This is a genomic window from Arthrobacter sp. CAN_A212 (assembly GCF_015752345.1).
GTDB lineage: Bacteria > Actinomycetota > Actinomycetes > Actinomycetales > Micrococcaceae > Arthrobacter_D.
This window is the reverse complement of sequence record NZ_JADOUT010000004.1, coordinates 95,166-122,031: the sequence shown is the minus strand read 5'-3', so window position 1 is coordinate 122,031 and position 26,866 is coordinate 95,166. Positions and strand designations below refer to the sequence as shown.

At 63.5% G+C, this 26,866-nt stretch carries 18 protein-coding genes and 1 pseudogene; 12 read left to right on the top strand and 7 right to left on the bottom strand.

Annotated features, from left to right (window positions below; translation table 11 throughout):
• Positions 1–14: 14 nt before the first annotated feature.
• Positions 15–974, bottom strand: coding sequence for a sugar-binding transcriptional regulator (locus tag IWX64_RS05625; protein ID WP_196866226.1), 960 nt, complete (start codon positions 972–974; stop codon positions 15–17).
• 183 nt (positions 975–1,157) lie between these two features.
• Between IWX64_RS05625 and IWX64_RS05620 the strand changes: the two genes are divergently transcribed.
• From IWX64_RS05620 to glpK, 3 genes are all read left to right on the top strand, one after another.
• On the top strand, positions 1,158–2,906 hold the full coding sequence (locus IWX64_RS05620; protein ID WP_245345626.1) for a glycerol-3-phosphate dehydrogenase/oxidase: 1,749 nt from the start codon (positions 1,158–1,160) through the stop codon (positions 2,904–2,906).
• Positions 2,907–3,038: 132 nt separating this feature from the next.
• Positions 3,039–3,785, top strand: a complete 747-nt coding sequence (locus tag IWX64_RS05615) for an MIP/aquaporin family protein (RefSeq protein ID WP_196866175.1) — start codon at positions 3,039–3,041, stop codon at positions 3,783–3,785.
• Positions 3,786–3,869: 84 nt separating this feature from the next.
• Positions 3,870–5,384 carry a glycerol kinase GlpK gene (glpK, locus tag IWX64_RS05610; RefSeq protein ID WP_196866174.1) on the top strand — a complete coding sequence of 505 codons (1,515 nt, stop codon included), beginning with the start codon at positions 3,870–3,872 and terminating at the stop codon, positions 5,382–5,384.
• 393 nt (positions 5,385–5,777) lie between these two features.
• Here the strand turns inward: glpK and IWX64_RS05605 are convergent, their stop codons facing one another.
• From IWX64_RS05605 to IWX64_RS05595, 3 genes are all read right to left on the bottom strand, one after another.
• Entirely contained in the window at positions 5,778–7,118 is a 1,341-nt protein-coding gene (locus IWX64_RS05605) for an HNH endonuclease signature motif containing protein (protein ID WP_334683172.1), read from the bottom strand.
• A gap of 653 nt (positions 7,119–7,771) precedes the next feature.
• Complete coding sequence (locus IWX64_RS05600; protein ID WP_196866173.1) at positions 7,772–8,464, bottom strand: hypothetical protein; 693 nt, start codon at positions 8,462–8,464, stop codon at positions 7,772–7,774.
• 89 nt (positions 8,465–8,553) lie between these two features.
• Complete coding sequence (locus IWX64_RS05595) at positions 8,554–8,835, bottom strand: DUF3892 domain-containing protein (RefSeq protein ID WP_196866172.1); 282 nt, start codon at positions 8,833–8,835, stop codon at positions 8,554–8,556.
• Positions 8,836–9,010: 175 nt separating this feature from the next.
• On the opposite strand from IWX64_RS05595, the gene IWX64_RS05590 reads away from it, so the two are divergent.
• The 3 genes and pseudogenes from IWX64_RS05590 (at position 9,011) to IWX64_RS05580 (ending at position 13,950) form a co-directional block, all read left to right on the top strand.
• Positions 9,011–11,062 carry a hypothetical protein gene (locus IWX64_RS05590; protein WP_196866171.1) on the top strand — a complete coding sequence of 684 codons (2,052 nt, stop codon included), beginning with the start codon at positions 9,011–9,013 and terminating at the stop codon, positions 11,060–11,062.
• Positions 11,062–12,670 (top strand): annotated as a pseudogene (locus tag IWX64_RS05585) (type I restriction-modification system subunit M). Before IWX64_RS05590 ends, IWX64_RS05585 begins: the two are co-directional and overlap by 1 nt.
• Positions 12,667–13,950, top strand: a complete 1,284-nt coding sequence (locus IWX64_RS05580) for a restriction endonuclease subunit S (RefSeq protein WP_196866170.1) — start codon at positions 12,667–12,669, stop codon at positions 13,948–13,950. The pseudogene IWX64_RS05585 and the gene IWX64_RS05580 overlap by 4 nt, the downstream one beginning before the upstream one ends.
• Positions 13,951–14,125: 175 nt before the next feature.
• Here the strand turns inward: IWX64_RS05580 and IWX64_RS05575 are convergent, their stop codons facing one another.
• Entirely contained in the window at positions 14,126–14,800 is a 675-nt protein-coding gene (locus IWX64_RS05575) for a TetR/AcrR family transcriptional regulator (RefSeq protein ID WP_196866169.1), read from the bottom strand.
• Between the two features lie 122 nt (positions 14,801–14,922).
• Between IWX64_RS05575 and IWX64_RS05570 the strand changes: the two genes are divergently transcribed.
• The 4 genes from IWX64_RS05570 (at position 14,923) to IWX64_RS05555 (ending at position 18,486) form a co-directional block, all read left to right on the top strand.
• Positions 14,923–15,963: an NAD(P)-dependent alcohol dehydrogenase gene (locus tag IWX64_RS05570; RefSeq protein ID WP_196866168.1), complete on the top strand. Its 1,041-nt coding sequence runs from the start codon at positions 14,923–14,925 to the stop codon at positions 15,961–15,963.
• A 105-nt stretch (positions 15,964–16,068) separates the two neighbouring features.
• A complete protein-coding gene (locus IWX64_RS05565) occupies positions 16,069–16,566 on the top strand; it encodes a DUF6326 family protein (RefSeq protein WP_196866167.1) in 498 nt (165 codons plus the stop codon).
• Positions 16,567–16,684: 118 nt separating this feature from the next.
• A complete protein-coding gene (locus IWX64_RS05560) occupies positions 16,685–17,632 on the top strand; it encodes an ABC transporter ATP-binding protein (RefSeq protein ID WP_196866166.1) in 948 nt (315 codons plus the stop codon).
• Positions 17,629–18,486: an ABC transporter permease subunit gene (locus IWX64_RS05555; protein ID WP_196866165.1), complete on the top strand. Its 858-nt coding sequence runs from the start codon at positions 17,629–17,631 to the stop codon at positions 18,484–18,486. The genes IWX64_RS05560 and IWX64_RS05555 overlap by 4 nt, the downstream gene beginning before the upstream one ends.
• A 42-nt stretch (positions 18,487–18,528) precedes the next feature.
• Here the strand turns inward: IWX64_RS05555 and IWX64_RS05550 are convergent, their stop codons facing one another.
• Positions 18,529–18,690, bottom strand: coding sequence for a hypothetical protein (locus IWX64_RS05550; protein ID WP_196866164.1), 162 nt, complete (start codon positions 18,688–18,690; stop codon positions 18,529–18,531).
• A gap of 172 nt (positions 18,691–18,862) precedes the next feature.
• On the opposite strand from IWX64_RS05550, the gene IWX64_RS05545 reads away from it, so the two are divergent.
• Both IWX64_RS05545 and IWX64_RS05540 read left to right on the top strand, forming a co-directional pair.
• Positions 18,863–22,051 (top strand): type I restriction endonuclease subunit R, encoded by a 3,189-nt coding sequence (locus IWX64_RS05545; protein ID WP_196866163.1) that lies wholly within the window; start codon positions 18,863–18,865, stop codon positions 22,049–22,051.
• 51 nt (positions 22,052–22,102) lie between these two features.
• Positions 22,103–23,011, top strand: coding sequence for a GIY-YIG nuclease family protein (locus tag IWX64_RS05540; protein ID WP_196866162.1), 909 nt, complete (start codon positions 22,103–22,105; stop codon positions 23,009–23,011).
• Positions 23,012–23,134: 123 nt separating this feature from the next.
• Here IWX64_RS05540 and IWX64_RS05535 read toward each other — a convergent pair whose 3' ends face one another.
• Positions 23,135–26,590 (bottom strand): bifunctional proline dehydrogenase/L-glutamate gamma-semialdehyde dehydrogenase, encoded by a 3,456-nt coding sequence (locus tag IWX64_RS05535; protein ID WP_196866161.1) that lies wholly within the window; start codon positions 26,588–26,590, stop codon positions 23,135–23,137.
• Positions 26,591–26,866 lie beyond the last annotated feature (276 nt).

Here is a 26,866-nt window from a genome sequence, read left to right as displayed (position 1 = left end):
GAAGGGGCTCTGGCTCAGCGGGACCCGCCGTGCACCAGCCGTCGCGCCGACCCTTCGTCGAGGATGAGGTCCGTGGCCAGCCCTGCGGCCAGCGCCCCGCGCAACCCGTTGATCTTGGTTTCCCCCGACACCACGCAGATGCGCCGTCGTACCTGCCGGAGCAGATCCAGCTCAGGGCCGGTGCTCCGCTGGTTGAGGAGGAGGTCGCTGTGGGTGCCGTCGGCGCGGAAGAACATGGTCGCGACGTCGCCCACCACCTGGTGCTCATCCAGCGCACGCAGATCGTCGTCGTCCAGATATCCACCGGAGTAGACGTGGCTGGGAATGTTGGCGTCGATGGAGCCAACCCCGAAGATGGCCATGGTCATCCGCCTCTGCAGGTCGAGGATGCGCAAGACACTGCGTTCGGCCCACATGGCCGTTTTGGTTTCTGCGTGGTCGAAGAAGGCCGGTACGGGGAACTGCTCCACTCGGGCGCCGTAGGCCTGGCCGAACCGGCGCAGGATCTCGCTGGCGTAGGTGATCCCGGTGGTCTGGGTGTTGCCGGCGCCGTTCAGCTGCACGATGGTGCTGTCATGCGTGACCTTGCGGGTCAGGTGATGGCTGACCGCGCTGAGGGTGGACCCCCAGGCGACGCCGATGATGGCGTTCGAATCGACCAGCGGTCCGATGGTCCGGGCCGCCTGGATCGCCACCCGGTCCAGCACCTCCGAGTCGCTGACGATGTCGGTGACCGGAACCACGTGGGCCTCCACACCGAACTGTCGCCGGATCTGTTGCTCAAGGGACGGTGCCCGCTGCAGCGGATTGTTGACCTGGATCTGCACGAGCCCCGTGTCCCGGGCCATCGACAGCAGCCGGGAAACAGTCGATCGGGAGGTCCTCAGCTCCCGGGCGATGGCGTTCATGGTCAGGTCCTGCAGGTAATACATCTGGGCTGCCCGCAGCGCGTCCCCGCTCCGTGAACGCTTCAAGTCCTCAGCGGAAGATTGTGCAGCGGGGTCGGGCCTTTCAGCCTCGGGTCGAACGTTCATAGCCAAATCCTCCGTCACATCTGCACGTATGTGCATCACCATTGACTATTATTCCCAGCATTTCAAGAATAGGTGGAACGGCTGCGGATCCAGTGCAGCGTGCAGACTGTTGAGGAGAATGTTTTGGCTGAGTCCGCTACCGGCAAAGGTGCCACAAGCACACCCGCTGAGCGAGCAGGGGTGACACGCCTCAGGGAGACCCCCCGAGCGTCTGTCCTCATCATTGGTGGCGGAATCAACGGCGTAGGAACCTTCCGCGACCTTGCGCTGCAGGGCGTCGACGTCGCGCTCGTAGAGCGGGGAGATTACTGCCAGGGCGCATCGGGGGCGTCATCCCACATGATCCACGGCGGGATCCGGTACCTCGAAAACGGTGAGTTCCGGTTGGTCCGCGAATCAGTGGTCGAGCGGAACGCACTCCTGAAAACCGCGCCCCACTACGTCAAGCCCCTCCAGACCACCATCCCCATTTTCAGCACCTTCTCGGGCATCCTGGCGGCGCCGCTGCGTTTCCTCACCCACCGCCAGCACGGCCAGCCCCGCGAACGCGGTGCCTTCCTGATCAAGGTTGGCCTGACCATGTACGACTGGTTTTCCCGCGACGGCGGCGCCGTGCCGCGCCACACGTTCGCAGGCCGCAAGGCTTCCCTCGCCCAGCTCCCGGATCTGCGCCCTGACGTGCGCTACACGGCCACCTACTTCGACGCGTCGGTTCACAACCCCGAGCGGATGACCCTCGACGTGCTCCGCGACGGCCTCGCCGCCAATCCAGAGGCGCGGGCCAGCAACTATGTCAGCGCGATCGGGCGCGACGGCGAGTCGGTGCTCCTCCGCGACGAACTGACCGGCGAGGAATTCACCTTCGCAGCCGACGTCGTCGTGAACGCAACCGGCGCCTGGGTGGACGGTACCAACGGCGCACTGGGCGAACGCAGCACCTTCATGGGCGGCACCAAGGGCTCCCACATTGTGCTCGACCACCCGGAATTGCTCGCCGCCTGCGCGGGCCGCGAGATCTTCTTCGAACACACGGACGGCCGCATTGTTCTGGTCTACCCGATCGGCGACCGGGTACTGGTCGGCACCACCGACATCGACACCGATGTGGACGAGCCCGCTGTGTGCACGCCCGAGGAAGTCGACTACTTCATCGAACTGATCGGGCACGTCTTCCCGGCCATCACCGTCCAGCACGACCACGTCGTCTACAGCTTCTCCGGGGTCCGCCCGCTGCCACGGCACGACGACACCCAGCCCGGCTTCGTGTCACGCGACTACCGGATCGAGAAGCGCCAGGACAGCACCGGCACCAAGCCGGTGACCACGCTCAGCCTGGTCGGCGGCAAGTGGACCACCTTCCGCGCCCTCTCGGAGCACATGACCAACGATGTGCTCGAGATCCTGGGAAAACGACGGACGACGACGACGGCGGGGCTCGCCATCGGCGGCGGCCAGGGATTCCCCCGGACGCCGTCCGCGGAGAAAGCCTGGGTGAGCGCTCATGTGGAGCCGGGACTTTCAGCTGAGCGAGTCGAGGTGCTGCTGACCCGTTACGGGACCCGCGCCGTCGATGTCATCGAGTACCTGCGTGCGGGGGAGGACCGTCAGTTCTCCTCCACCCGTGAGTTGAGCCAGCGGGAGCTGGAGTACATGGTCGCGCACGAGCAGGTGGGGCACCTGGCTGATGTTCTGATCCGCCGGACGTCGATCGCCTTCCGGGGATTGGTGACCGGTGAGTTGCTTCACGAGCTTGCGGAAACGCTGGCCCCGCTGCTGGGCTGGAGCGTCGAAAAAGTGTCGGCTGAGGTAGAACTGGCTGAGCAGGTGCTGCTTCAGTGGCATAACGTTCAGGTCGAAGATTTGGTGGCGTAGCCGCTGTCAGGCACGCAACCATTGCCGCTCCCGGAGCGGATGCAGGACCAACGGCAGCTGTTGCCGGGGGGAGCAAGAGAGCCACAGCCGCAGGCTGGGTTCGCTAAAAATGAATAATTAAAGGAGTCAAAGATGTCTCTGGAAGCATTCGTTGCCGAAATGTTCGGCACCATGCTGCTGTTGCTGCTAGGTACAGGTGTCGTTGCCAACGTCGCGCTGGCCGGTACCAAGGGCAATAATGGCGGATTCTTGATGGTGAACTTCGGTTGGGGGCTCGGCGTCTTCGCCGGTGTCTATGTGGCTGCGCTCTCCGGCGCCCACCTGAACCCGGCCGTGACGGTCGGCCTGCTGGTCAACTCTGATGTTGCGACGCTCGGCCCCGATATCGACAAGACCTTCGTCAACGTGCTGGCCTATTTCGCCGCCCAGCTGATCGGCGCCATGCTTGGCGCCTTCCTCTGCTGGCTGGCATACAAGCAGCACTTCGATGCTGAGCCCGACCCCGCCAACAAGCTGGGCGTGTTCTCTACCGGTCCGGCCATCCGGTCCAATGCCTGGAACCTGGTCACCGAGGTCATCGGCACGTTCGTCCTGGTGTTCGTGGTCATTTCGTTCGCAGGGACGCCCTCGGGCCTCGGCCCATTGGCTGTCGCTCTGCTCGTTGTGGGTATCGGTGCATCCCTCGGTGGTCCCACCGGCTACGCCATCAACCCTGCGCGTGACCTCGGTCCCAGGATCGTCCACGCCTTGCTGCCCATCAAGGGTAAGGGTGGCAGCGACTGGGGCTACTCCTGGGTGCCAGTGGTTGGCCCCCTCGTTGGTGGCGTTCTCGGCGGCCTCGTCGCCATGTTGATAACCTTCCCGGCTGTCACCGGCTAACAATCAGTACACCCCGGCAGCTCGGTCCTTCTACCGCGCAGGCTGGGACTATTCACGACGGAAATACTCAAAGAGGAGCACTACATGTCGAAGTACGTCATCGCAATCGATCAGGGCACCACCTCCAGCCGGGCCATTGTCTTCGATCACAGTGGGGACATCGTGTCCTCAGGCCAGAAGGAACACGAGCAGATTTTCCCGAAGGCCGGCTGGGTTGAGCACGACCCGATGGAAATCTGGAACAACACTCGGGAGGTCATCGGCAACGCGCTGTCGAAGGCGAACCTGACACGGCACGATATTGCCGCCGTCGGCATCACCAATCAGCGTGAGACTGCAGTGGTCTGGGACAAGAACACCGGCCAGCCTGTCTACAACGCCATTGTCTGGCAGGACACACGGACCCAGTCCATCGTCGACGAACTCGCGGCTGATGGGGGAGTGGAGCGGTTCAAGCAGAAGGTCGGGCTGCCGCTGGCCACCTACTTCTCGGGCACCAAGATCAAATGGATCCTGGACAACGTCGACGGGGCGCGGGCGAAGGCGGAGGCCGGCGACCTGCTCTTCGGTAACACCGACTCGTGGGTCACCTGGAACCTCACCGGCGGCACCGACGGCGGCGTGCACATCACCGACGTCACCAACGCCTCCCGGACCATGTTCATGGATCTTGAGACCCTGTCCTGGGACGATGGAATCCTTGAGGCATTTGGAGTGCCACGTTCGATGATGCCGGAGATCAAGTCATCGTCCGAGGTCTATGGCACCGTCCACACATCCCAGCTGCTGCGCGAGGTGCCGGTGGCGGGCATCCTCGGTGACCAGCAGGCGGCGACCTTCGGCCAGGCCGCGTTCGAGAAGGGCGGCGCCAAGAACACCTACGGCACCGGTAACTTCATGATCGTCAACACCGGCGAGGAGATCGTCCACTCCAAGAACGGTCTGTTGACCACCGTCTGCTACAAGCTCGGCGATGCCAAGCCCGTCTACGCCCTCGAAGGTTCGATCGCGGTGACCGGGTCGCTGATCCAGTGGCTGCGCGACAACCTGGGCATCATCAAAACGGCTCCCGAGGTGGAGCAGCTGGCCGAGACCGTTGAAGATAACGGAGGCGTCTACATCGTGCCGGCGTTCTCCGGCTTGTTTGCCCCTTACTGGCGCGGCGAAGCCCGCGGCGCCATCGTGGGACTCACTCGCTTTGTGAACAAGGGTCACATTGCCCGTGCCGCGCTTGAGGCCACGGCGTTCCAGACCCGCGAGGTCCTGGATGCCGCGAACGCAGACTCGGGTGTGGACATGGAGGACCTGCGGGTCGACGGCGGCATGGTCGCCAACGATGCGCTGATGCAGTTCCAGTCCGACATCCTCGGCATTCCGGTGATCCGCCCGAAGGTCACCGAAACCACCGCCCTCGGCGCGGCTTACGCAGCCGGTCTGGCCGTCGGGTTCTGGAAGGACACCGACGAGCTGGCAACCAACTGGGCCGAAGACAAGCGCTGGACGCCTTCAATGGACGAAGGAGAGCGGGACCGCCAGTTGCGCCTCTGGAAGAAGGCTGTCACGCGCACGTTCGACTGGGTCGACGAGGACGTGAAGTAGGTCTAGCTTCACCTGTGGTTGCTTGACCAATTATGCAAGACCAGCAGGGGTGGTGACTATCCGGGAGGATAGTCACCACCCCTGCTGCTTGTTCGGGGTGAGTGCTTGGGGGTGCTCCTTCCCGAGCGTTGTCTGGGTCGGTGGAATCACGTCCCGCTCCTCTGAGGAATGCCCCGCGCAGGTGCTCGCCCCTCATTCCGCCGCGACGGGTGAAGCTCGGCATCTGTTCGGATATCCGGCGGGGTCGTTCAAGAGTGAGGATGGAACCGCGGGTGGGCAACGATCCACGTGCGGATCCCGGGAGCCATGAGGTGGAAGAGAGGTACAGCGCCGAGTGGATGTCCCATGCCGTGCACCCGCAACACTCAAGTACAGAGTGTCTGGCTCAGGACTCTAAAAGGGTGGCGGGTCGTCCTGTGGTGCCGGTGGTGGGTCTGGTCGGGTGAGGTAGGTTTCGCCCATGGGTGAGATGGCGATGATCATTCCTGGTTCGGGTTGTCGGTAGTGCCAGTAGCCTTCGGATTTGAGTTTGTGGTGGCGTTTACACAGTGCTGCCAGGTTGCCGTAGCTGGTTTTCCCGCCTTGTGACCAGGGCTTTGTGTGGTCGAGTTCGCAGAACACCGCCAACCGGTTACACCCGGGGTGCCGGCAGGTCCGGTCCCGCACTCTGACTGCGTCCTTGAGGTCTTGGGGGACCCGGTAGGTGGTGGCGTCGGCACCGAGTCTGGCACCGGTGAAGGGGTGGGTGAGGATCCTCGTGAAAGATGGTGCGTGCCCGGCGAGTTTCCTGGCAGTGTCGGGGTCGATCGGCCCGTACCCTTCGAGTTCACCCGGGGTATCCCCGCCGAGGAGAGTCATCACGGGGACGGTGACGAATACTTTCGCCTGCACACCCCAGTAAGCCTGTGCACCATTACGGACGTCCAGCCCACCCGTGCCATCCAGCCCACCCGTGCCATCCGGTGTATCCGGGCTAACTTGACCATCCGGTTCGCTGGCACCGCCGCCGTTGAAGTCATCGGTGGCGGGTTCTCCGGTGGCGGGGCCATCGGGGCTTACGCTCATGTGGCCGGTGGCGCCTGCGCTGGTCAGGACATCGGTGAGGACGTCGGCGCGTAACTGGGTGAGGGTCCGGGGTTCGTCGGGGCCTTGGAATGCGCGGGCGGCGGTGTCGACGCGGTGGAAGATCCCGGCAGCCTGATCGACCGGTAGGTAGGCTTCGAGCCAGGCCATCCCGTCATAGCTCGGGGTCAGGAATACCCCGCGTTCCTTCACCGCTTTACGGTGCCGGCTGGCAACGGATTCGGGGTGGAGTTGTTCCCGGAGCCGGTTCGCTTGCTGGCGAAACTTCACCACGGTCGTCCGGGACGCCACCTCAATAAGCCGAGCCTCGAACTCGGCTGTCGCTGTGGGGTCGGTGTCGGGGATGCTGGTCGCTTCCTCCACCACGGCCCAGGCGTGCCGCCGGCTGAGTTTCCCGGCCTCCAATGCCTCCAGGGTGGCCGGGTAGTACCGGGTCAACAGGGTGCTGTGCTCGACCAGGAACCCCGCCGTCCGGTCCGGCAGGTGCAACGCCGCCCCAACCTCACTAGCGGTGAGGGTTGCTTCGTAACCCCAACCTCGGGGGTCGTGGCGGGTTTGTTCGGTTTGCAGGTTCAGGACCCGGGTAACAATCTTGGCTTCCTGGGCGTCGAGCCAGGACCGTGCTTCGTCGATGTCTTTCAACGTGTCCAACGCCTGACAGGCGTCCAAACCACCCACCGCCGCCAGTTGAAGCTGCCCAGTCAGTGCGGGAGGTGCACTGCTGGAACGGACCCGTTCATCCGGGTCATCTCCCAGGTGAAAGGAACCCCACGATTCAGAGAACAACCACGCCGAATCCGGACCAGCTGAATCGGAATCCGACCCTGTCGAACCGGGCTCGGGAGAACCAGACTCCGGAGAATCTGCATTGTTCGGATCAGCCTCCGCCGGCTCCGTATCTGTCGTGGGCTCCGGAGGCACTACGACCGGGGCCGTCCACACCGACTCAACACCCAACGGACCAGCTGGCCCATACCCCGAGGAAGAGCCTGAGGAAGCCCCTGTGGACGTATCGGTGGACGTCTCCCCAGATGTCTCCGTGGAAGTATCCGCAGTCCCGCTATCGGAAGCGGAATCCGCACCGGAATCGGGGGATGATCCCGGTCCGGTAGAAGAAGCTTCACTGCTTTCCATACCTCAATTCCATCACCCAGCACTGACAAAATAAGGGGGAAATCAGGGGTGCTCCAGAAACTTTTTCAACTAATTTTCGGGGCCTGACAAAAGCCGAGATTGCTGATGTCCGAAAGCTCGAGAACTGTCCTGAGAAACCTCAACGCGATCCAAAGTCGGCTGAACCCAGCCTAGGACTCGGGGATGACCCATTCCCACGCGTCTTCGCCGAGATAAGACAACACCAGCGTTCCCTCGAGGGCGGGCACATCGAGGAGAACCGTTCCGGAAGCTGTCTCTCCGGGTCCAATAGACTGCGGCAGGATGGCTGTTTCAGGTAGGCACCCGTATGAGTTTCCGTACAACATGCCGTTGAACGTGGTCCCGTCTGCCTGAATGAGCTTCCAGGTACCCGCATCGGCGTAGAAGCTGCCACTGAACTCATCTTTCAGCTCAGGTTGGGTAACGACGTCCATTTGAACAGCCAGGTAGTGTCCGTTGACCGGGGGTTGAGCGTACTCCTCGGTACATTCTGTTGGAGCGATTGAAGTCACGGTGAAGTCGATGACGTTGATGCTGCGGTCCTCCGTATTGGAGATGCCTGCAGGTTCACCAATGTCTTTGACCAGGTTCCCGCGGACGCTTGTCTCGGCCTCCTCGGCCTCCTCGGCCTCCTCGGCCTCCGCAGGCGTCGATGTCACAGAAGGCGCGAGCGATGATGTCGCGGACGGTGTCGCCACAAGCTCCGATGGCGGAGTCGAATCGACCGGAGCGGTCGAGCTTACATCTGCTGTCTCCGGCGTCTCTGCTGTATCGGACTCCGCGGTCGAACAGCCGGTGAGCGCAAGTAGTCCGACTGCGTAGATTGCCAAGTTAATTTTCATTGCAAGATCCTTCTGAAGAGAGTGCTGTTGGGTAGGAAGCGGTTGGAAGCGGCCCCCATGCCGCTTCCAACCGCAGACTGTGGGTTTGCTCAGTACGTGGGAAGACTCAGCAGATTGTTGGTCTCCCGTCCGTCGCTGACAGTGGCGATGTACTTGATTCCGAGTCCGCTGGTCCTCACCACCACCGGCGCCTCGGCGCCGTTGGTGTTACGGCTGCAAAAGGTCTCCGTACCGGACGCGATTTGCTGCACGATCTTTGCTCTGGATGATTCGGACAATGGACCGGTAGGGGTATCCGAATGATTCACGCGGGAGATATGTTCGCTCCGTGTCCCCGGGCTATCAAGGTGAATCTGGCGTATGTACTTCATGATGATCCTTTGATCGGTGGTTGTAGAGCTCGTCGAATGAACGCTAGGGTCCGCAACAACGTTTTCTCTGTGTTTCAAGCGATAACCCCCTTTATCAAGTGCTGACGGGCCTGCGTTGAGTAAGCAGGTAGGGTCAGGTCCTAGGACCCCGGATTGAAGAGGAGGCATGCCGAGTATGACCACAGCCGATATGTCCCTTGCCGACGTAGCCCGGCTGGCCCAGGTTGCGCGTCCGGTGGTCTCCATGTGGCGCCGCCGCTATCGAGACGCCGATCTCCCTTTTCCAGCGCCGACCAACAGCTCATCAAGCCAACCGGCATTCGACGCCTCGGAGATTGGCCGATGGCTCCACGACACGGGTCGTGGCAACAACCCCTCCGCTCATCTCGACGCCGACGCATTTCGCTCGGGCATATCAGCCGACCAGTCAGAGACTGACGCGTTGACGGCCCTCTTGTGCCTGATGGTTCTCAGCGGTGAGCGACTCAACGGACTGTCCAACGTCGAGCTGCTGGATCTGGCTGACGACCACGATCCGCACAACCAAAGCCTCTATCGCGAAATGGAAGCGGCAGGCGACCAGCTTGCCTTCCTCGCGGCGACGGCCGAGGCACTGGCGGACGCTGCCTACAGCCCGGCGGCAGCATTCGACCTGCTGCTCACGTCCGAGCGGCGGCTCGGACTGCAAAGTGAGGAAATTCACCAAGATGCCGTCAGCCTGGTTTCTGCCGCGGTAGCCGCGCTGCTCAGCCCGCGAGACGGTCCAAGGTTGGTCGTGGATCACTCCCCGGGAAACAGCGACATTCTGCTGCGGCTGAATGAAGGCGACGGACCCGTTCGGTGTGCCCTCGCCTGGAAGGGAAGCGACTCAGCAGCATCTCGGCGTGGTTTGCGTCGTCTGTACACTCACGGCCTCGTGCTTGAGACAACGGACGACGCCGACGGCCTGTTTGGCGTGCAAACTTCGGGACTTCATCTGGCGCAGTTCCCTCACGCGGAGCACCAGGACCCGGACGACGTCGCGGTCCTGAATACCATCGATACGATCTGTCTGCAGCTCACCAATGATGAACGCGCCATTGTGTTCGGTCCCGCGAGTGCGCTCTGTGATCCGTTGAGTGTGGACGGGCCGGCGGGGGAGGGGGACGCTATCCGGTCAGCCATTTTGCGTACGGGTCGGTTGCGCGCCGTCGTCCGCTTGCCTCAAGGTTTGCTGAAGTCGAAACCGCGCCGGGCAATGGCTCTGTGGGTACTCGGGCCCGCGCACGCCGAGGTGGCCTTGGCTGATCGGTGGACGATGGTGTCCGACCTCTCCGGATCGAGACTGTCCACGACTGATATCGATGATCTGGTCAGCGATCTTGCCGCTGCCATGGGGAATCGGCGATCGGTGGAGAGCCATGCGTTTCGGTTTGCGCGACTCGTGAAGACGTCGTCGATGCTCGCGGCACGCGGTTCGCTGGTCAGGGCTCGGCCACTTCCACGCAACAGGATCGCTCAGCCAGCGGACGCGGTGCTAGCCATCGAGCAACTCCTGTCATCACTCGAACTTCCGGAGACCGCTCGGAGTCTGGATGTGTCGGTGAGTCCAACGCCGAACCCGGAAAGCCCGGTCGAGAGGGTTCTCGGAGATCTGGCCGCCGCCGGAGTGGTGGCCTACCTCCCCGGAAACCGGATCGAAGTAGCTGACCTTTTGGAGAGAGAACCCGCCGCGCCCGGCACCATCAGGGTGTTCACCGTAGGGTCTCTGCTCGACGCCGGTCCGCTAGCGACAATGGATCGGTTCAGGTTCGCTACACAATACCCGGCGGGCCGACTCACCGAGCCGGGCGACGTCGTCTTCTGCACCGGACCGAAGCCGTGGGCAATCGTCGACTGTGAGGGCGCGGCCGCTGTTGCATATCCAGCCCGCATCCTCCGGATTGTTGACGGGGGACAACCCGGTCGAGGTCAGCCGGGACTGGTAGCCAGACTGCTCGCTGAAGACATCAACAGCCAGGCGTCGACAGCGCGGCGGTGGAGGTCGTGGACAGTGCGCGCGGTCGACGTCGACCAGCGAGATCTTCTCAGCCGCACTCTCGACGCCGTCGAGCAGGAGCGGCTCGCCGCGCTGGAACGCGTCAACCAACTCACTCAACTCGCTACGCTGATCATGGACGGCGTAGCGAGCAACACCGTGACCCTCGGCGAACACACCCCCGCCGCCCCGATGGAAGGAACACCCTAGTGCCCCCGAAAGTGAAGGTGGATGCCCTGCCGTCCACCATGAAGGAACTCAAAGACACCCTGTGGAAGGCCGCGGACAAGCTGCGCGGCTCCATGGACGCGTCCCAGTACAAGGATGTGATCCTGGGCCTGGTGTTCCTGAAGTACGTATCGGACGCGTTCGACGAACGCCGGGAGCAGATCCGGGTTGAACTTGCCGCTGACGGGTTCGGCGAGGATCAGATCACCCAAATGATCGACGACGTCGACGAGTACACCGGGCGGGGGGGTGTTCTGGGTGCCGACGCAGGCACGCTGGACCTACCTCGCACAGAACGCAAAGGGCACGCAGGCAGCAGCCGGTGAAGCGGCCAAGACCATTGGTGAGCTGATCGATGACGCGATGGACGCCGTCATGGGCGCCAACCCGTCGCTCGAGGCAACGCTGCCGCGGATCTTCAACCGGGACAACATCGACCAGCGCCGTCTCGGTGAACTTCTGGACCTCTTCAACTCCGCGCGGTTCACCGGGCAGGGCGCTAAGAAAGCCCGCGACCTGCTCGGCGAGGTGTACGAGTACTTTCTGGAGAAGTTCGCCAAAGCCGAGGGCAAGCGGGGCGGTGAGTTCTACACGCCGGCCGACGTCGTCCGCGTGCTCGTCGAGGTGCTGGAACCCGATCACGGGCGCGTCTATGACCCGTGCTGTGGGTCGGGCGGCATGTTTGTGCAGACGGAGAAGTTCCTGGAGTCGCACAACAAGGAGGGGTCGAGCATCTCCGTCTATGGGCAGGAGTTGAACGAGCGCACCTGGCGGATGGCGAAGATGAACCTTGCCATCCATGGGCTGAACGGCAACCTGGCCAGCCGCTGGGGCGACACGTTCGCGCGTGACCAGCACCCGGAGTTGGAAGCCGACTTCATCATGGCCAACCCGCCCTTCAACATCAAGGACTGGGCCCGGTCCGAAAGTGACCCCCGTTGGAAGTATGGCGTTCCGCCCGTAGGCAACGCCAACTACGCATGGATCCAGCACATCATCTCCAAGCTCACCCCGGGCGGCAGCGCCGGTGTGGTGATGGCCAACGGTTCGATGTCGTCGAACTCCGGCGGCGAGGGTGACATCCGTGCGCAGCTGGTGGAGGCCGACCTGGTTTCCTGCATGGTCGCCCTGCCCACTCAGCTGTTCCGCAGCACCGGCATCCCTGTCTGCTTGTGGTTCTTTGCCAAGGACAAGTCCTCTGGAGCGGTTGACCGGTCGGGTGAGGTGCTCTTCATCGACGCGCGGAACCTGGGCTACATGGTGGATCGTGCCGAGCGCGCCCTCGCGGACGAGGACATCGCAAAGATTGCAGAGACATATCACGCGTGGCGCGGGTCAGCGTCGGCTCAGGGGTCGGGCATCGAGTACGACGACGTCGCGGGGTTCTGCAAGTCGGTGCCACTGGCAGAGATCAAGGCAGCCGACTACGCGCTGACGCCCGGCAGGTATGTCGGAGCTGCTGACGTTGAGGACGACGGCGAGCCGATTGAAGAGAAGATTGCTCGTTTGTCGGCTGAGCTGTTTGAGCAGTTCGCTGAATCTGAACGGTTGGCCGTAGTCGTGCGGGAGCAGTTGGGGCGGGTTTCATGAGCGAGTGGCGCGCAGCGACGATCGAGTCCCTCGCATCGAAAGAACGATCCGCGCTCTCGACCGGTCCGTTCGGTTCAGCTGTCGCTTCGAAAAATTTCCGCGCAGAGGGTGTTCCGATGCTGCGTGGAAGCAACCTAAGCGAAGACGTAGGAAAGAGGCTGGATGAGGAGCAGCTAGTGTTCCTGGATCCCGAGCTTGCTGCTGGATTCCAGCGGAGCACAGCGCGGGTGGGGGATCTTGTCTTCACCTGCTGGGGTTCAATCGGTCAAATCGGACTAATAGACAGTGCAGCGAGGTATCCGAAATACGTCGTATCGAATAAGCAGATGAAGTTGAGTCCGGATCTTGCACAGATCGACCCGCTCTTCCTTTACTACAATCTGAGTCAACCGAAGATGATTTTTGAAGTTCAATCGCGTGCCATTGGAAGCACTATTCCGGGGTTCAATCTAGGTCAATTACGTGCACTCACGGTTCAACTTCCGGTGCTAGCCGAGCAGCGGGCGATTGCGGAGGTGTTGGGGGCGCTCGACGACAAGATCGCTGCCAACAAAAGACTTACCAGAACTATCGACGAATTCTTCATGGCCCAGTGGATGGCGCTTTCAATGGGTGATTCAGCGCGTGGTGTAACCCTTTCGACATTGGTTGATGAAGTTGTTGGAGGTGATTGGGGTACGGACCGAGTTTCAGGTCCAAATACCGAAGAAGTTCACTGTATACGCGGTGCCGATATCACAGACTTGCAAGGATCCGGAACAGGGAAGATGCCGCGACGATTCCTCAAACCTCCGAGCTTGAGACGCCGTCAGCTCGCTTCCTTAGACCTTGTCGTTGAGATGTCTGGTGGTAGTCCGACGCAGTCGACTGGACGGGCTGTTCTTATAACCGATGGCCTACTTCGACGCCTCCATTTACCAATTTCAAGTTCTAATTTCTGCAGGATCGTAAAGCTGGAAGATAAAGTGAACGCCTACTTCGTGTACGCTCTACTGCGAAATTGTTGGGAACGGGGAGAGTTTTTTCAGTATGAGAATGGATCCACCGGTATAAAGAACTTGGCGTTCTCGGAGTTTTGTTCGTTGAAGGCTGTGGCGTTACCTAGCGGCGCCGATCTGAATGCCTTCAACGAAGTGGCATCGAACCTTTTCCTGATGATGCAGGACCTGGGTGAGGAGTCTTCCCGCTTGGCCACCACCCGCGATGCTCTTCTGCCACAACTCATGTCCGGGAAACTGCGGGTCAAAGCAGCCGAAATGCTGGTCGAGGAACTCGTCTGACACAACCGGTGCCGCTGGATAGGTCCGAAACGACGTCGACCTATCCAGTGAAAGGCGGCAAGGGGCAACCTAAAATGACCGGTCTGGGATGGACTCCGCCGATGAGGGAGCTTCGTTCCGACCAACTCCAGTAGCCACCCGCGTTTGGGAGCCGCGCGATGGTCCGTGAGCGTCGCTATGCGGAGGCTCTCAAGGGTTCGAGGGCGGCCAGGGCGAGGTCGAGGCCGAAGTTGAACTCCTCCGCCGGGTCGTAGTCGGCAGCGACGAGTGCCGCGGCGGACTCGTTGAGGTAGGGGAACTCGTCTGGAGGAAGCTGGGGCAGGTAGACGTCCTCGGCCATGGCCGCGAACTCATCGGCCGTATCGAACGGCAGGTTGGCTTCCTGCAGGGCGTAACCGTAGACAAGGCTGTCGAGCAGCCAGTTGGCGTGGGTCGCCATCAAGGCTGAGAAACCCGCCCTCCGCAGGCAGGCGGTGACAGCCTCGCGATGGCGGAGGTGCGCGGACCCCGGCGATGTCCGCGAGTCCATCAGGCCAATCGCCCACGGGTGGCGCGCGAGAACCTGTCGGGCCGATACCGAACGCCGTCGCATCGCCGACTGCCAGTCGGTCTCCTCGGGCGGGAGCTCAATCTCCTCGAACACGACGTCGATCATCGCGTCCAGCAACTGCTCCTTGCTCGCCACGTAGTGGTAGAGCGACATCGCGCCCGCGCCAAGCTCGCGAGCCAGCCGGCGCATGCTCAACCCTTCGACCCCCTCGCGGTCGGCAAGCCGGATCGCCTCCACCACCACCCGGTGCTTGGTCAGCCCCGCGTCTGACGCGACCTGGCGTTGTTCCCTAGCGGACACAAATTCCTCGCTTTCTCACAATGCTTGACATTAGTACAGCGTACGATCACACTCTATCGTACAACGTACGTCGTACGGTGTACGGGCAGCGAAAGTCGTTGCGTGGATGCAAGGAGGTTTCTGTGGGAAACGAACAGCGATCGAATGCCGGAGCACCCCTGGTGCCGGGGGCGAGTCTGGGCGGGGCGGCGACGATGCGGGCCGCTGTCCAGCACCGCTACGGCCCGCCCTCAGTGCTCGAGTTGTCCAAGATCGGGGTACCGCTACCCGGTCGAGGGGAGGTGCTCGTCCAGGTAGGCGCGGCCTCGGTACACCCCGGCGACTACTTCGTCATGACCGGCGAGCCGTACATGGTGCGCCTGGTGTACGGGTTCCGCCGGCCGCGCCACGGTATCCCTGGCATGGACCTTGCCGGCGTGGTGGCAGCGGTAGGCAAGGATGTCACCACTCTCCGCCCCGGCGACAAGGTGTTCGGCTGGAGCACCGCTGGAGCACTCGCGGAGTACGCATGCGTCCCGGCGGACAACCTCGTGCCCGTGCCTGCCAACCTGTCGGTCGTGGACGCGGCAGCGGTGCCCACCTCGGCCATGACGGCGTTGCAGGCATTGCGCAAGATCGCGAACGTTCAACCGAGCCAGACGGTGCTGATCACGGGCGCGTCAGGCGGCGTAGGCTCCTTCGCCGTGCAAATCGCAAAGGCGTTTGGTGCCGAGGTGACGGGTGTGTGCAGCACCCGCAACGTCGACCTGGTCCGGTCACTCGGTGCCGACCACGTCATTGACTACACGAGGACCGACTTCACCCGCAGCGAGAAAGGCTACGAGGTCATCCTCGACAACGTCGAAGCCCAGCCCCTGGCGGCTGCCCGGCGAGCGCTGACGCCCACCGGCACCCTGATCCCCAACAGCGGACGAGGGGGCCGCTGGTTCGGCCCCCTCGGTCGGATCGTCAAAGCGCGTGTGCTGTCCGGGTTCACCCGTCAGCAGCTGAAGCCCTTCATGTCGCTCGGGAAGCGCCAGGACCTGCTCACCCTGGCTGAGCTGCTGACAGCCGGGCAGGTCACGCCCGTCATCGACCGCACTTACCCCCTGGACGAAGCGGCCGACGCCCTCCGCTACGTCGGGGCCGGCCACACCCGAGGGAAGGTCGTGATCACCGTCTGACGACCGGACCGATAGGACCGACGAGAACGACCCAACCCGCATGAAAGCACGCCCAGACCTGCCGCCACTCCGGCGGACGGACCGCTCTAATCGAAAGTAAAACCGATGACCCTCCAAACGAAAACCCCGACCCTGCTCGACAATCCGCGGATCCCGGTGCAGGCCAAGCTCGCGGCCGCCTGGACCAGCTTCATGTTCCTCGTCATTTACATCGATTACTTCCACCTTTACCAGCCCGGCGAAATTGATGTAATCCGGGGTGGCGAGATCTTTGTCTTCGACATCACCGGGACATTGGTTTCCATTTTCTTCGTGATCATAGCGATCCCGAGCTTGATGGTGCTGCTCTCGATGGCGCTGCCTCCCCGGGCGAACCGGGCCATGAACCTGGTCGTTGCCCTGCTGTTCATCCCTCTCTCCGTTTTCAACGCGGCAGGGGCGACCTGGGACTGGGCCTTTTACTACGGCCTCACCATTGGAGTCGAGCTGCTGATCCTGGCCTTCATCCTGCGCTCCGCCTGGACCTGGCCCCGCACCGCACAGTCGGTGACCATGCCGACCAGCCCGGACCGTGAAGCCGTTCGCGCCCAGCAGCAAGCGTGAACCCAGGAGCACCCCCGTCCGGTAGGGGCCATCCAATGCCCCTACCGGCAGGTGACGGGCACGCCGAGCCACCGGATCAGATCCGCCAGTCCCACCAACACCCAGGAAGGTCCCGGTCATGATCGAGGCACACGAGCTCACCAAGCGCTACGGCGATAAGACCGCTGTGGATACCCTCAGCTTCACCATCGCGCCCGGCACCGTGACCGGGTTCCTCGGCCCGAACGGTGCCGGCAAGTCCACGACGATGCGCTTGATCATGGGACTGGACCGGCCGACGTCGGGCACCGTCACGGTCAATGGCAAGCCCTACGGGCAGCACCGTTCCCCGCTGCGGGAGGTCGGCGCCCTGCTCGACGCCAAGGCCGTGCACCCCGGCCGCAGCGCCCGCTCGCACCTGCGTACGATGGCCGCCACCCACCACATCAAGACCTCCCGCGTCAGCGAGGTCATCGAGATGACCGGCCTGGCCGGGGCCGCGACCAAGCGCGTCGGCGGGTTCTCCCTCGGCATGAGCCAACGCCTGGGCATCGCCGCCGCACTCCTGGGTGACCCCCGGACGCTCATTCTCGACGAGCCGGTCAACGGGCTCGACCCTGAGGGCGTGCAGTGGGTTCGCCAACTGGTGCGCGATCTGGCCGCCGAGGGACGGACTGTGTTCCTGTCCTCGCACCTGATGAGCGAGATGTCCCAGACCGCCGATCAGCTCCTGGTGATCGGCCGCGGTCACATCATCGCCACCGGCTCGGTCCAACAGGTCATCGATTCCGTCGCCAGCGGCGCTGTGCGGGTGCGATCCCCGCGCTCCTGTGAGCTCGCCGCCGCTCTGGCCACCGGCAGCGTGACCATCACCTCTCCCGAGACCGGGATGCTCGAGGTCAGCGGGACCACCGCGGAACACGTCGGTGAGGTCGCCTTCCGAAACGGGCTGCCGCTCTACGAGTTGTCCCCACGCCGGGCCAGCCTCGAGGAGGCGTACATGTTCCTGACCCAGGACGCGGTCGAGTACCGATCCGAGCCCACCACCGCCCACAGCACCACAGACCAGAAGGGCCAAGACCGATGAGCACACTGACCGATGACCCCCCGATGACCTCACCCGCCGCCAACCCGCTCGCCGCTGCGCAGGTGTATCCCACCTTCGTGGGGGTTTTGCGTGGGGAATGGATCAAGCTGCTGTCCCTGCGCTCGACGTGGTGGGCGCTGGCCTCCACCGCCGCAGTGATCACGCTGGTGGCCCTGGCCTCCGCCATGTCCTTCAGCGCCACGACCGACGATCCCGCCCTGGCCCAAGGCGTCGAGCAGATGCATGGTGCCGAGATCATCGCAGGCGGCTTCCATTTCGGCATGCTCACCATCGCCGTCCTGGGCGCCCTGCTCATCACCGGGGAATACGCCACCGGCACGATCCGCTCCACTTTCGCGGCTGTTCCGAGCCGGATCCCCGTCCTTGGCGCCAAAGCCCTCGTCCTGATTGTGCTGACGGCCGCCGTGACCCTCGTCAGCGCGACCCTCTCCTACTTCGTCACCATGCTCCAGCTCTCGCAGTACGACCTCGTCCCAGCGCTGGACGACCCGGGCACCTGGCGCGTCCTCGGCGGCACCCTCTACTCCCTTATCGCCGCCGCCCTGTTCTCCCTCGGCATCGGCACGCTCCTGCGCTCCACCGCCGCCAGCGTGACCGTAGCCCTGACCGTCCTGCTGCTACTGCCCGGCACCCTCAGCTTCATCCGCCTGGACTGGGTAGAGACCATCGTCAGCTACCTACCGCTGCCGGCGTCCGCAGCGTTGCTCACCACCGGAGCACCCGAGACGCAGGGTGCCTACCTCTCCACACAGGCGAGCCTGATTGTGATGGCCGCCTACGCTATCGTCCCTCTCGCAGCCGCGGCCGTCGCGCTGCACCGACGTGACGCCTGACCCCGTGCATCTCGGTACCCAATGATCGAGAACGTCACCTGCTCAAGTGGGACCCCCGCGGATCTCAGCGACGTAGCGCAGGAGCATTTTCCAGGTGTGGCGGCACGCGGTGATCGTGTGAGGTCTGACTTCGCGTTGCCGAGGCATATACACGGTGAACCCGCCGCGCGGATGACGGTAGTAGATGTCGATGAGGTTGGTCATGATGCCACTTCCGGGATGATGCCCGCGGCAGTCTTATCGAGCTATCGCAACTTCATTGGAAGTACATGAAGTCGGAATCCCACCAGTGCGGGTGAGGCCGCCTCGGTCACAAGGTGTGACCGACGGAACCTAGACTGGAGCCAGTGATCGGCAACACACTGGGGGAAATAGTATGACAGCAGTGACAGGTCTCAGCGAAGCGCTCTGGGAAGGCCTCGCCATGGAACAGCTGGCCGAACTCGGCTGGCGGCCGGGTACCGGCGAGTCCATCGCCCCCGGATCGGGGGAGCGCGAGACCTGGGACGACCTGCTCATTCGGCCACGGTTGCTCGCAGCGCTGAGGAAGTTCAACCCCACTGTGCCGCAGCAGTACCTGCAGCAGGCCGTCGCCGAAATCACGGCCCCCAAGTCGACCGACGCCATCACCGAAAACCACCGCATCCACACCTATTTGACCGACGGCTTCCGCGGGATCAGCTACATTGACACCGACGGCACCGAGCACAATCCCACTCTCCGCCTCCTCAGCGCCGACGCCGACGACAACGACTGGCTCGCCGTCAACCAGGTCACCCTCCGCCAGGGCGACTACAAACGACGCTTCGACGTCGTGCTCTACTGCAACGGCATGCCGGTCAGCGTGATCGAGCTCAAGAGGGCGGGGAGCCGCTCGGCCGACGTCCCCGCGGCGCACGCGCAGCTGCAGACCTACCTGCGCGAGTTCCCGCTCGCCTTCCGCTTCTGCGTCTTCAACCTCGCCTCGGACGGGATCCTCGCCAAATACGGCACGCCGTTCACCCCGCTGAACCACTTTTCGCCCTGGAACGTCGACGACGACGGTAATCCGGTTGCGCGCGATGCCCTGGTCGACGGCGAGCCGGTCACCGAATTGGATCTCGCCCTCGACGGCCTCTACAGCCTTGAACGGTTTGTCCAGCTGACCCGCAACTTCACCGCCTTCGACGAAGGTTCGGACGGGCTGGCCAAACGAATCGCCAAGCCCCACCAATACTTCGCCGTCTCCAAGGCCGTAGGCAGCACCGTTACTGCGGTTGCGAGCAACGGCAAGGCCGGCGTCGTCTGGCACACCCAGGGCTCAGGCAAGTCCATGGAAATGGAGCTCTACACCAACCAGGTCTCCCGGCACCCGAAACTCCTCAATCCCACCATCGTGGTGATCACCGATCGCAATGAACTCGACGGCCAACTGTACGAAACCTTCGCGCAAAGCCTCCTGCTCCCGGAGAAACCACGGCAGATCCGCCGCCGGGCCGAACTGCGTGAGGAACTCGCTAGTCGAACCACCGGCGGCATCTACTTCACCACCCTTCAGAAGTTCGGCCGCAGCCAGAAGGAGAAGGACGCTGGCGTGGACCACCCGTTGCTCTCCGACCGGCGGAACATCATCGTGATCGTCGACGAAGCGCACCGCAGCCACTACGACGACCTCGACGGCTACGCCCGCCACCTGCGCGACGCGCTGCCGCGGGCCACCCTGATTGCGTTCACCGGGACCCCCATTTCCTTTGACGACCGCAACACGCGTGACGTGTTCGGCGAGTACATCGATATCTACGACCTCAGCCGTGCGGTCGACGACGGCGCCACCGTCCCCGTGTATTTCGAACCACGGCTAATCAAGGTGGCGCTGGCCAAGGACGTCACCGAGGAAACCCTCGACCAGGCGGCCGACGACATCACCCGGAGTCTCGACGACACGGAGCGGGCACGGATCGAGGCGAGCGTCGCCGTCGTGAACGCCGTCTACGGGGCACCGCAGCGCATCGCGGCCCTCGCGGAGGACCTGGTCACGCACTGGGAAAATCGTTCAGGCAAAATGCGCCAGTTCATCGAGTCGCCCGGCAAGGCCATGATTGTGGGCGGCACCCGGGAGATCTGCGCCAACCTGTATACAGCCATCATCGCGCTGCGTCCCGACTGGCACTCGGATGACCTCGACAAAGGCAAGATCAAGGTGGTGTACTCCGGGACGCCGTCGGACGTTCCACCGGTGGTTGACCATGTGCGCCGGGACTCGTTGAACGCGACCATCAAGGAACGCCTGAGGAATGTCGACGACGAACTCGAGATAGTGATCGTCAAGGACATGATGCTCACCGGGTACGATTCGCCGCCGCTTCACACCCTGTACCTGGACCGGCCGCTGAAGGGAGCGCTGCTGATGCAGACGCTGGCGCGGGTAAACCGGACGTTCCGCGGCAAGCAGGATGGGTTGCTGGTGGCGTATGCGCCGCTGGCCGACAATCTGGCTAAGGCGCTGGCTGAGTATTCCCAGACCGACCAGCAGAACAAACCCATCGGCAGGAATATTGACGAGGCGGTCGAGCTCACCAGATCACTGGTGGAGATGTTGCGCGAGATGCTCGCCGGCTTCGACTGGCAAGCCGTTTACCGTGCTGGTACCCCCAAGGCCTTCAAGAATGCGGTCACCGGCTCGGTCAACTACCTGCGGAGCGCGTTGACGCCGGGCAACCAGCCCGATGACGGCGTTGAGACCCTCGCGGAACGGTACCGGAAGGCCTCGAGTCAGCTGTCGCGGGCGTGGGCCCTGTGTTCAGGGGCCCAGAACCTTGCTGAGCTCCGCCCCGAGATCCAGGTGTACGAGGAGATCCGCGTCTACATGGCGAAGTTCGACGCCGACGACCGGCAATCCCGTGGTGAGCCAGTACCCGAGGACATTGCGCGGCTGCTTGGTAACCTGATCGCGACGTCGACGTCGACTGGGGAGATCCTCGACATCTATGAAGCCGCAGGGATGCCCAAGCCATCGTTGGGTGACCTGACCCCTGAGTTCATCGCTAGGACGCAGCAGGCCCGGAATCCGCAGCTTGCCATCGAGGCGCTGCGAAAGCTTGTGGCAGAGGAGTCGGCGAAGACCACCCGCAACAACGTGATCCGTGAACGGGCCTTCTCGGACCGCATTACCGAGCTGATGAACCGGTACACGAATCAGCAGCTCACCTCAGCCGAGGTCATCGCGGAACTGGTCGCGCTGGCCAAGGAAGTTGCGGCGGAGGCGGCCCGTGGCGCAAAGTTCTCACCGCCATTGAATGAGGACGAACTGGCGTTCTACGACGCCGTGGCACAGAACGAATCGGCGGTCGAGGTGCAGGGTGAGGGGATCCTGGCCCAGATTGCCCGCGACCTCGTGGCAGTGATGCAGCGCGACGTCCGGACGGACTGGACGGTACGCGACGACGTCCGCGCGAAACTACGCTCCTCGATCAAACGTCTGCTCGTGAAGAACGGTTATCCACCCGACAAGCAGCCTGCGGCCATCAAGTTGGTGATGGAGCAGATGGAATCCATGGCACCGCGCTACGCGGAAGCACGCGGCTAAGCCGCGATGCCTAATACACATTCCCACTGACGTCTGATAGCGAGGCTAGACATGGTTCCAGGTAGACAGGTCCGACTTTTCCTGACCGACGGCATGCCGGGCGGACTCCTGACGGCCGAAATCATGAACTGGACTGGACAGATTGTTGCCGGGTCCCGGTCGGACCTCGCGTCGCTTCTCGCCCGGCCAGAGGCAGGGAAGACCGGGGTGTACTTCCTGACCGGAGTGAACGAGGGCGACCCCGATGACCAGATGCTATACATCGGTGAAGGCGACGACGTCGGCACCCGCCTGAAGATGCACAACCGCGGTGAATTGGAGGGAGGTAAAGACTTCTGGACCAGGGCACTACTGCTCACCAGCAAGGACGCGAACCTCACGAAAGCTCACGTCCGGTATCTGGAAAGCCGGTTCATCCAATTGGGCAAGTCGACCGACCGGACAACCATCGTCAACAAGACCGCGCCACCCACTTTGCCGTTGCCAGAGGCCGATATCTCAGACATGGAGTACTTCATCAGCCAGGCACGGATCGTGCTTCCGCTGCTTGGCATCGATGCGTTCAGAGAAGTGCCACGCAACGAGTCGGAGGCGACGGATCCGGACGGGCCGAAAGCCTCGTCACCGGTATTCGAACTAGGCGTTCCGGGAGACGGAGGAACCGCCCGTGGTCAGGAAATCGATGGTGAGTTCATTGTCTACGAAGGATCCGCAGTGCGAAGCAAGTGGGTAAGCGGGCACACCGGATACCAGAAGCTCTACGAACGACTCCGCGTGGACGGAACGTTTGAAGACTTCGGCGTTCTCCGTCGGTTTGCTCGGCCTTATGCGTTCAAGAGCCCGAGCGCTGCTGCCGCCGTCGTGACCGGCCGACCAACCAATGGCCGAATAAGCTGGATTGTTTCCGCCACCGGGCTGAGTTATGCCCAGTGGCAGGAACAATCGATCCCCGCGCTCTAGCACCCTGAACATCCGCCGAGCGGTGAGAAAAGGCGGGTCCGGATCGTCCGAACCCGTCAGATCTCACCGCTCGGCGGAGGGGATCAACGGAAGGGGCAAATCCAACCGCCCCAGCAAACGCGCCTAGTGGAGCACCGTGTGCGAGACGCTGTCCGGGTTGCCGAACCGGTGAGCCGTAATGGACACCGCCTGCTCGTGCAGGAACGGGAGCATCTCGATCCGACCCGACTCGGTGACCGGACCAGCGTAGATGGCCACATCAGGATCGCCGTCGGTGGCTGCACACAGTTCCGAATAGCCGCCGCCAATCAGCCGGACCCGACCCAGCGAGGCCGCAGGCGCGTGCTCCAGCCACGCGGCGTCGTCGTCCACGCCGTGCTCAACATTATGAGCCGACAGGACAGCCGTCAGCGCAGGCGGCAGTGGGTGAGCCGACGAAACCCGCAGCGTCGCTCCGGCCCGTAGCCCTGCAGCAAGCACCCTGACCAGACCAGCGAGCGTGCCGTCCTCGTTGAGCCGCACCGTGACCGGACCCGGAACATAACGGAACTCGTTGCGTTCCACCCCGAGGCCCGACACGTCGCGGTTGGCCCCGAACGACTTGACCCAGTGACGCTGGTCGTCGGCGGTCGCCCGGGCCAGGGACCCCTGGTCGACGGCGGGAATGTCGGCTGCATGCAGCAGATCACGGACCGGTCCGCTCAGCGGAGCGTGAACATTCCCGGGGTGCAGCTCGACCGGCTTCCAGCTGCCGAGGTGCATCAGGTAGTTGGGTCCTCCGGCCTTGGCTCCTGGCCCCACAGCCGAACGCTTCCAGCCACCGAACGGCTGACGCTGCACAATTGCCCCAGTGATGCCGCGGTTCACATACAAATTGCCGGCCTGGACGGAATCCAGCCACAGCGCCAACTCGTCGCCGTCCATGGTGTGGATGCCCGCCGTCAAACCGTATGGGCTGGCGTTCTGCCACTCGATGGCCTGCTCCAGGGAGTCGGCGTGCATGACACCCAGGACCGGTCCAAAGAACTCGGTGAGGTGGAAGTAGCTGCCCGGCTTCACGCCCGCCCGGACGCCTGGGCTCCAGAGCCGTCCGGTGTCGTCCAGCTGTTGAGGCTTCACCAGCCAGGTTTCGCCCTCGCCCAGCGTCGTTAACGCGTCGTGCAGTTTCCCCTCGGCAGGCTCGATGACCGGGCCCATCTCGGTGGCCGAATCTTCGGGGTACCCCACCTTCAGGGAGGCGACGGCGTCGACCATCTGGTTACGGAACCGCGCCGACTTCCCGGCCGACCCCACCAGAATCACCAGTGAGGCAGCCGAACACTTTTGCCCGGCATGCCCAAACGCTGACTTCACGACGTCGGCAGCAGCCAGGTCGAGGTCGGAGCTGGGGGTCACGATCAGGGCGTTCTTGCCGCTGGTCTCGGCAAGCAAGGGCAGGTCATGCCGCCAGCTGCGGAACAGCTTCGCCGTGTCGTGGGCGCCGGTCAGGATGACCCGGTCCACCGAGGGGTGCGAGATGAGGTGCTGCCCCACGGGACCCTCCTCAACGTCAGCGAAATGCAGGACTTCCCGGGGCACACCGGCTTCCCAGAGTGCCTCCACCAGCACCGCGGCGCACCGCTTGGCCTGCGGCGCAGGCTTCACGACGACGGCGCTGCCAGCCGCCAATGGGGCAAGTGCCGAGCCGGCGGCAATAGCCACCGGGAAGTTCCACGGCGGTGTGACAACCGTCAGCCGTGCCGGTACGAACTCGGCGCCCTCCACCTGGTCCAGCTCCTCGGCGAGCAGCGCATAGTAATTGGCGAAGTCGATCGCTTCAGAGATTTCGGGGTCCGACTCTGCAACCGTCTTGCCCGTCTCGCTGGCTGCTACTTCCACCAGGTCACCGCGGATCGTGGCGAGACGGGCGGCAGCGCTGCGGAGCACTACAGCCCGTTCGGCGCCCGAGCGCGCGGACCACTCGGTTTGGCCGGCGAGCGCCGCATCGACCGTACGGTCGACGTCGTCGTTCGTCGCGAGCCAGGAGGCCTTCACCAGGTCGACCCCGAGCGTTGACCCAGGAACACGTTCCAATATTGCGGTCGCCCAGTCCCTGATACCGGGCAGGGACGCATCCGAGTCGGACTGATTGGCGAACTCGCCTGGCGCTGCCGAGACGAAGCGGTCGGTGGCCTGGAAACGGTTCGCGACGGGGACGGTGTTGTCCACGGCCGCCAACGAAGCGAGGAAGCGCTTCTTCTCCCGCTCGAACAGCTGAGGGTTCTTGTTCAGTTCGAAGACAGCCGACATGAAGTTTTCCTGGCTTGCGTTTTCCTCCAGCCGGCGGATCAGGTAGCTGATGGCGACGTCGAACTGCGCAGGGTGGACCACCGGCGTGTACAGCAGAAGCGAGCCCACGTCCTTCTTGATCTCCTCCGCCTGCTCCTCGGCCATGCCCAGAAGCATCTCGAATTCGATCCGGTCCTCGACCCCGCGGGCAAGCGCCAGCAGCCGCGCAAAAGCGATGTCGAACAGGTTGTGCCCTGCCACGCCGATCCTGACCGCCTCGGCGTTCTCGGGACGCAGCGCCCAGTCGAGGCAGCGCTTGTAGTTGGTGTCGGTGGCTTCCTTGGACGGCAGGGTGGCTGGTTCCCAGCCGTGCACCTTCGCGTCGACCAGCTCCATGGCCAGGTTGGCGCCCTTCACGAGCCGGACCTTGACGGCCGAGCCGCCCCGACTGCGGCGCGCGGTGGCCCACCCGGTGATGTCCTGCAGTGCGCCAAGGGCGTCGGGCAGGTAGGCCTGCAGCACGATCCCTGCTTCGAGGTGCAACAGGTCCTCGGTGTCGAGGATCCGCTTGAACACGGCGACCGTCAGATCGAGGTCGTGGTACTCCTCCATGTCCAGGTTGATGAACTTGGGAGCGGGGGAGGACGCCGCAAGTCGGTAGAGGGGGAGCAGGCGCTCCGCGACCCGCTCCACGGTCTCGTGGAAGTCCCACAGGTTCATGGTGCTGACCACTGAGGAGACCTTGATCGAGACATAGTCGACGTCGTCGCGCGCCAGAAGTTTGGTGGTACCGGCCAGCCGGGCGTCGGCTTCCTCGTTGCCGAGGACTGCCTCACCCAGCAGGTTGATGTTCAGCCGGACCGATTCGCCCCGCAGCCCGGCGATCGCCTTACCCAGTTTGTGTGGCCGCGCGTCAACAATGAGGTGTCCCACCATCTCCCGCAGCACCCGCTGGGCTACGGGCACCACAATGCCGGGCAGGGTCGGTGCGAGTGCGCCACCGAGCCGCACGGCACCCCGCATGTACCAGGGGAGGAACGACGGAGTCTGCCGTGCCAGCTTCGACAGGTTGCGTGCGGCGACGGCGTTGTCCTCGGGCCGGATCACCCGGTCCACGAAACCGAGCGTGAACTGGAGTCCGGCGTCGTCCTTGAGGACCTCGGCGAGCAGCTGCGCCGATCGCGATCCGCGGGTAGCTGCCGGTTCGGGGCGACGGGATTCATCCAGGTGGAGCCAGCGCCGGACGAGGGCGACGGCGTCGTCGCCCAGGGTTGCGGGAAGGGGATCAACAGTGGAAAAGAGCTGTGTCATGCGATCGTGCCTCACAATGCGACGGGCCACCGTTATCGGATCCTGACTCAGGTGGGTATTCCCCTTGCGGGGCCGGTGGCCGATCAGGCCGGGGGCGCATTCCGCCTCGGCATGGCAGCGCGTCCTGCGGGCGCGCGTACCAGAATAATCGTAACCTGCGCGGCGGGGTCACGGACGCCAATCTGCGCTAGGGTAGATTCATGTCTGTAGTACAACTTCTTAGCTAGCCGCACGTCCGACCGTGCGGCCTGCCCCTCCTTGGACGAGGGGCTTTTG

Bases quoted from the DNA above. Each gene is read 5' to 3' on its own strand.
- IWX64_RS05550 (WP_196866164.1), bottom strand. From the start codon at position 18,690: ATGACCAACCTCATCGACATCTACTACCGTCATCCGCGCGGCGGGTTC.
- IWX64_RS05560 (WP_196866166.1), top strand. From the start codon at position 16,685: ATGATCGAGGCACACGAGCTCACCAAGCGCTACGGCGATAAGACCGCT.
- IWX64_RS05565 (WP_196866167.1), top strand. From the start codon at position 16,069: ATGACCCTCCAAACGAAAACCCCGACCCTGCTCGACAATCCGCGGATC.
- IWX64_RS05545 (WP_196866163.1), top strand. From the start codon at position 18,863: ATGACAGCAGTGACAGGTCTCAGCGAAGCGCTCTGGGAAGGCCTCGCC.
- IWX64_RS05540 (WP_196866162.1), top strand. From the start codon at position 22,103: ATGGTTCCAGGTAGACAGGTCCGACTTTTCCTGACCGACGGCATGCCG.
- IWX64_RS05535 (WP_196866161.1), bottom strand. From the start codon at position 26,590: ATGACACAGCTCTTTTCCACTGTTGATCCCCTTCCCGCAACCCTGGGC.
- IWX64_RS05600 (WP_196866173.1), bottom strand. From the start codon at position 8,464: ATGAAAATTAACTTGGCAATCTACGCAGTCGGACTACTTGCGCTCACC.
- glpK (WP_196866174.1), top strand. From the start codon at position 3,870: ATGTCGAAGTACGTCATCGCAATCGATCAGGGCACCACCTCCAGCCGG.
- IWX64_RS05615 (WP_196866175.1), top strand. From the start codon at position 3,039: ATGTCTCTGGAAGCATTCGTTGCCGAAATGTTCGGCACCATGCTGCTG.
- IWX64_RS05595 (WP_196866172.1), bottom strand. From the start codon at position 8,835: ATGAAGTACATACGCCAGATTCACCTTGATAGCCCGGGGACACGGAGC.
- IWX64_RS05590 (WP_196866171.1), top strand. From the start codon at position 9,011: ATGACCACAGCCGATATGTCCCTTGCCGACGTAGCCCGGCTGGCCCAG.
- IWX64_RS05580 (WP_196866170.1), top strand. From the start codon at position 12,667: ATGAGCGAGTGGCGCGCAGCGACGATCGAGTCCCTCGCATCGAAAGAA.
- IWX64_RS05555 (WP_196866165.1), top strand. From the start codon at position 17,629: ATGAGCACACTGACCGATGACCCCCCGATGACCTCACCCGCCGCCAAC.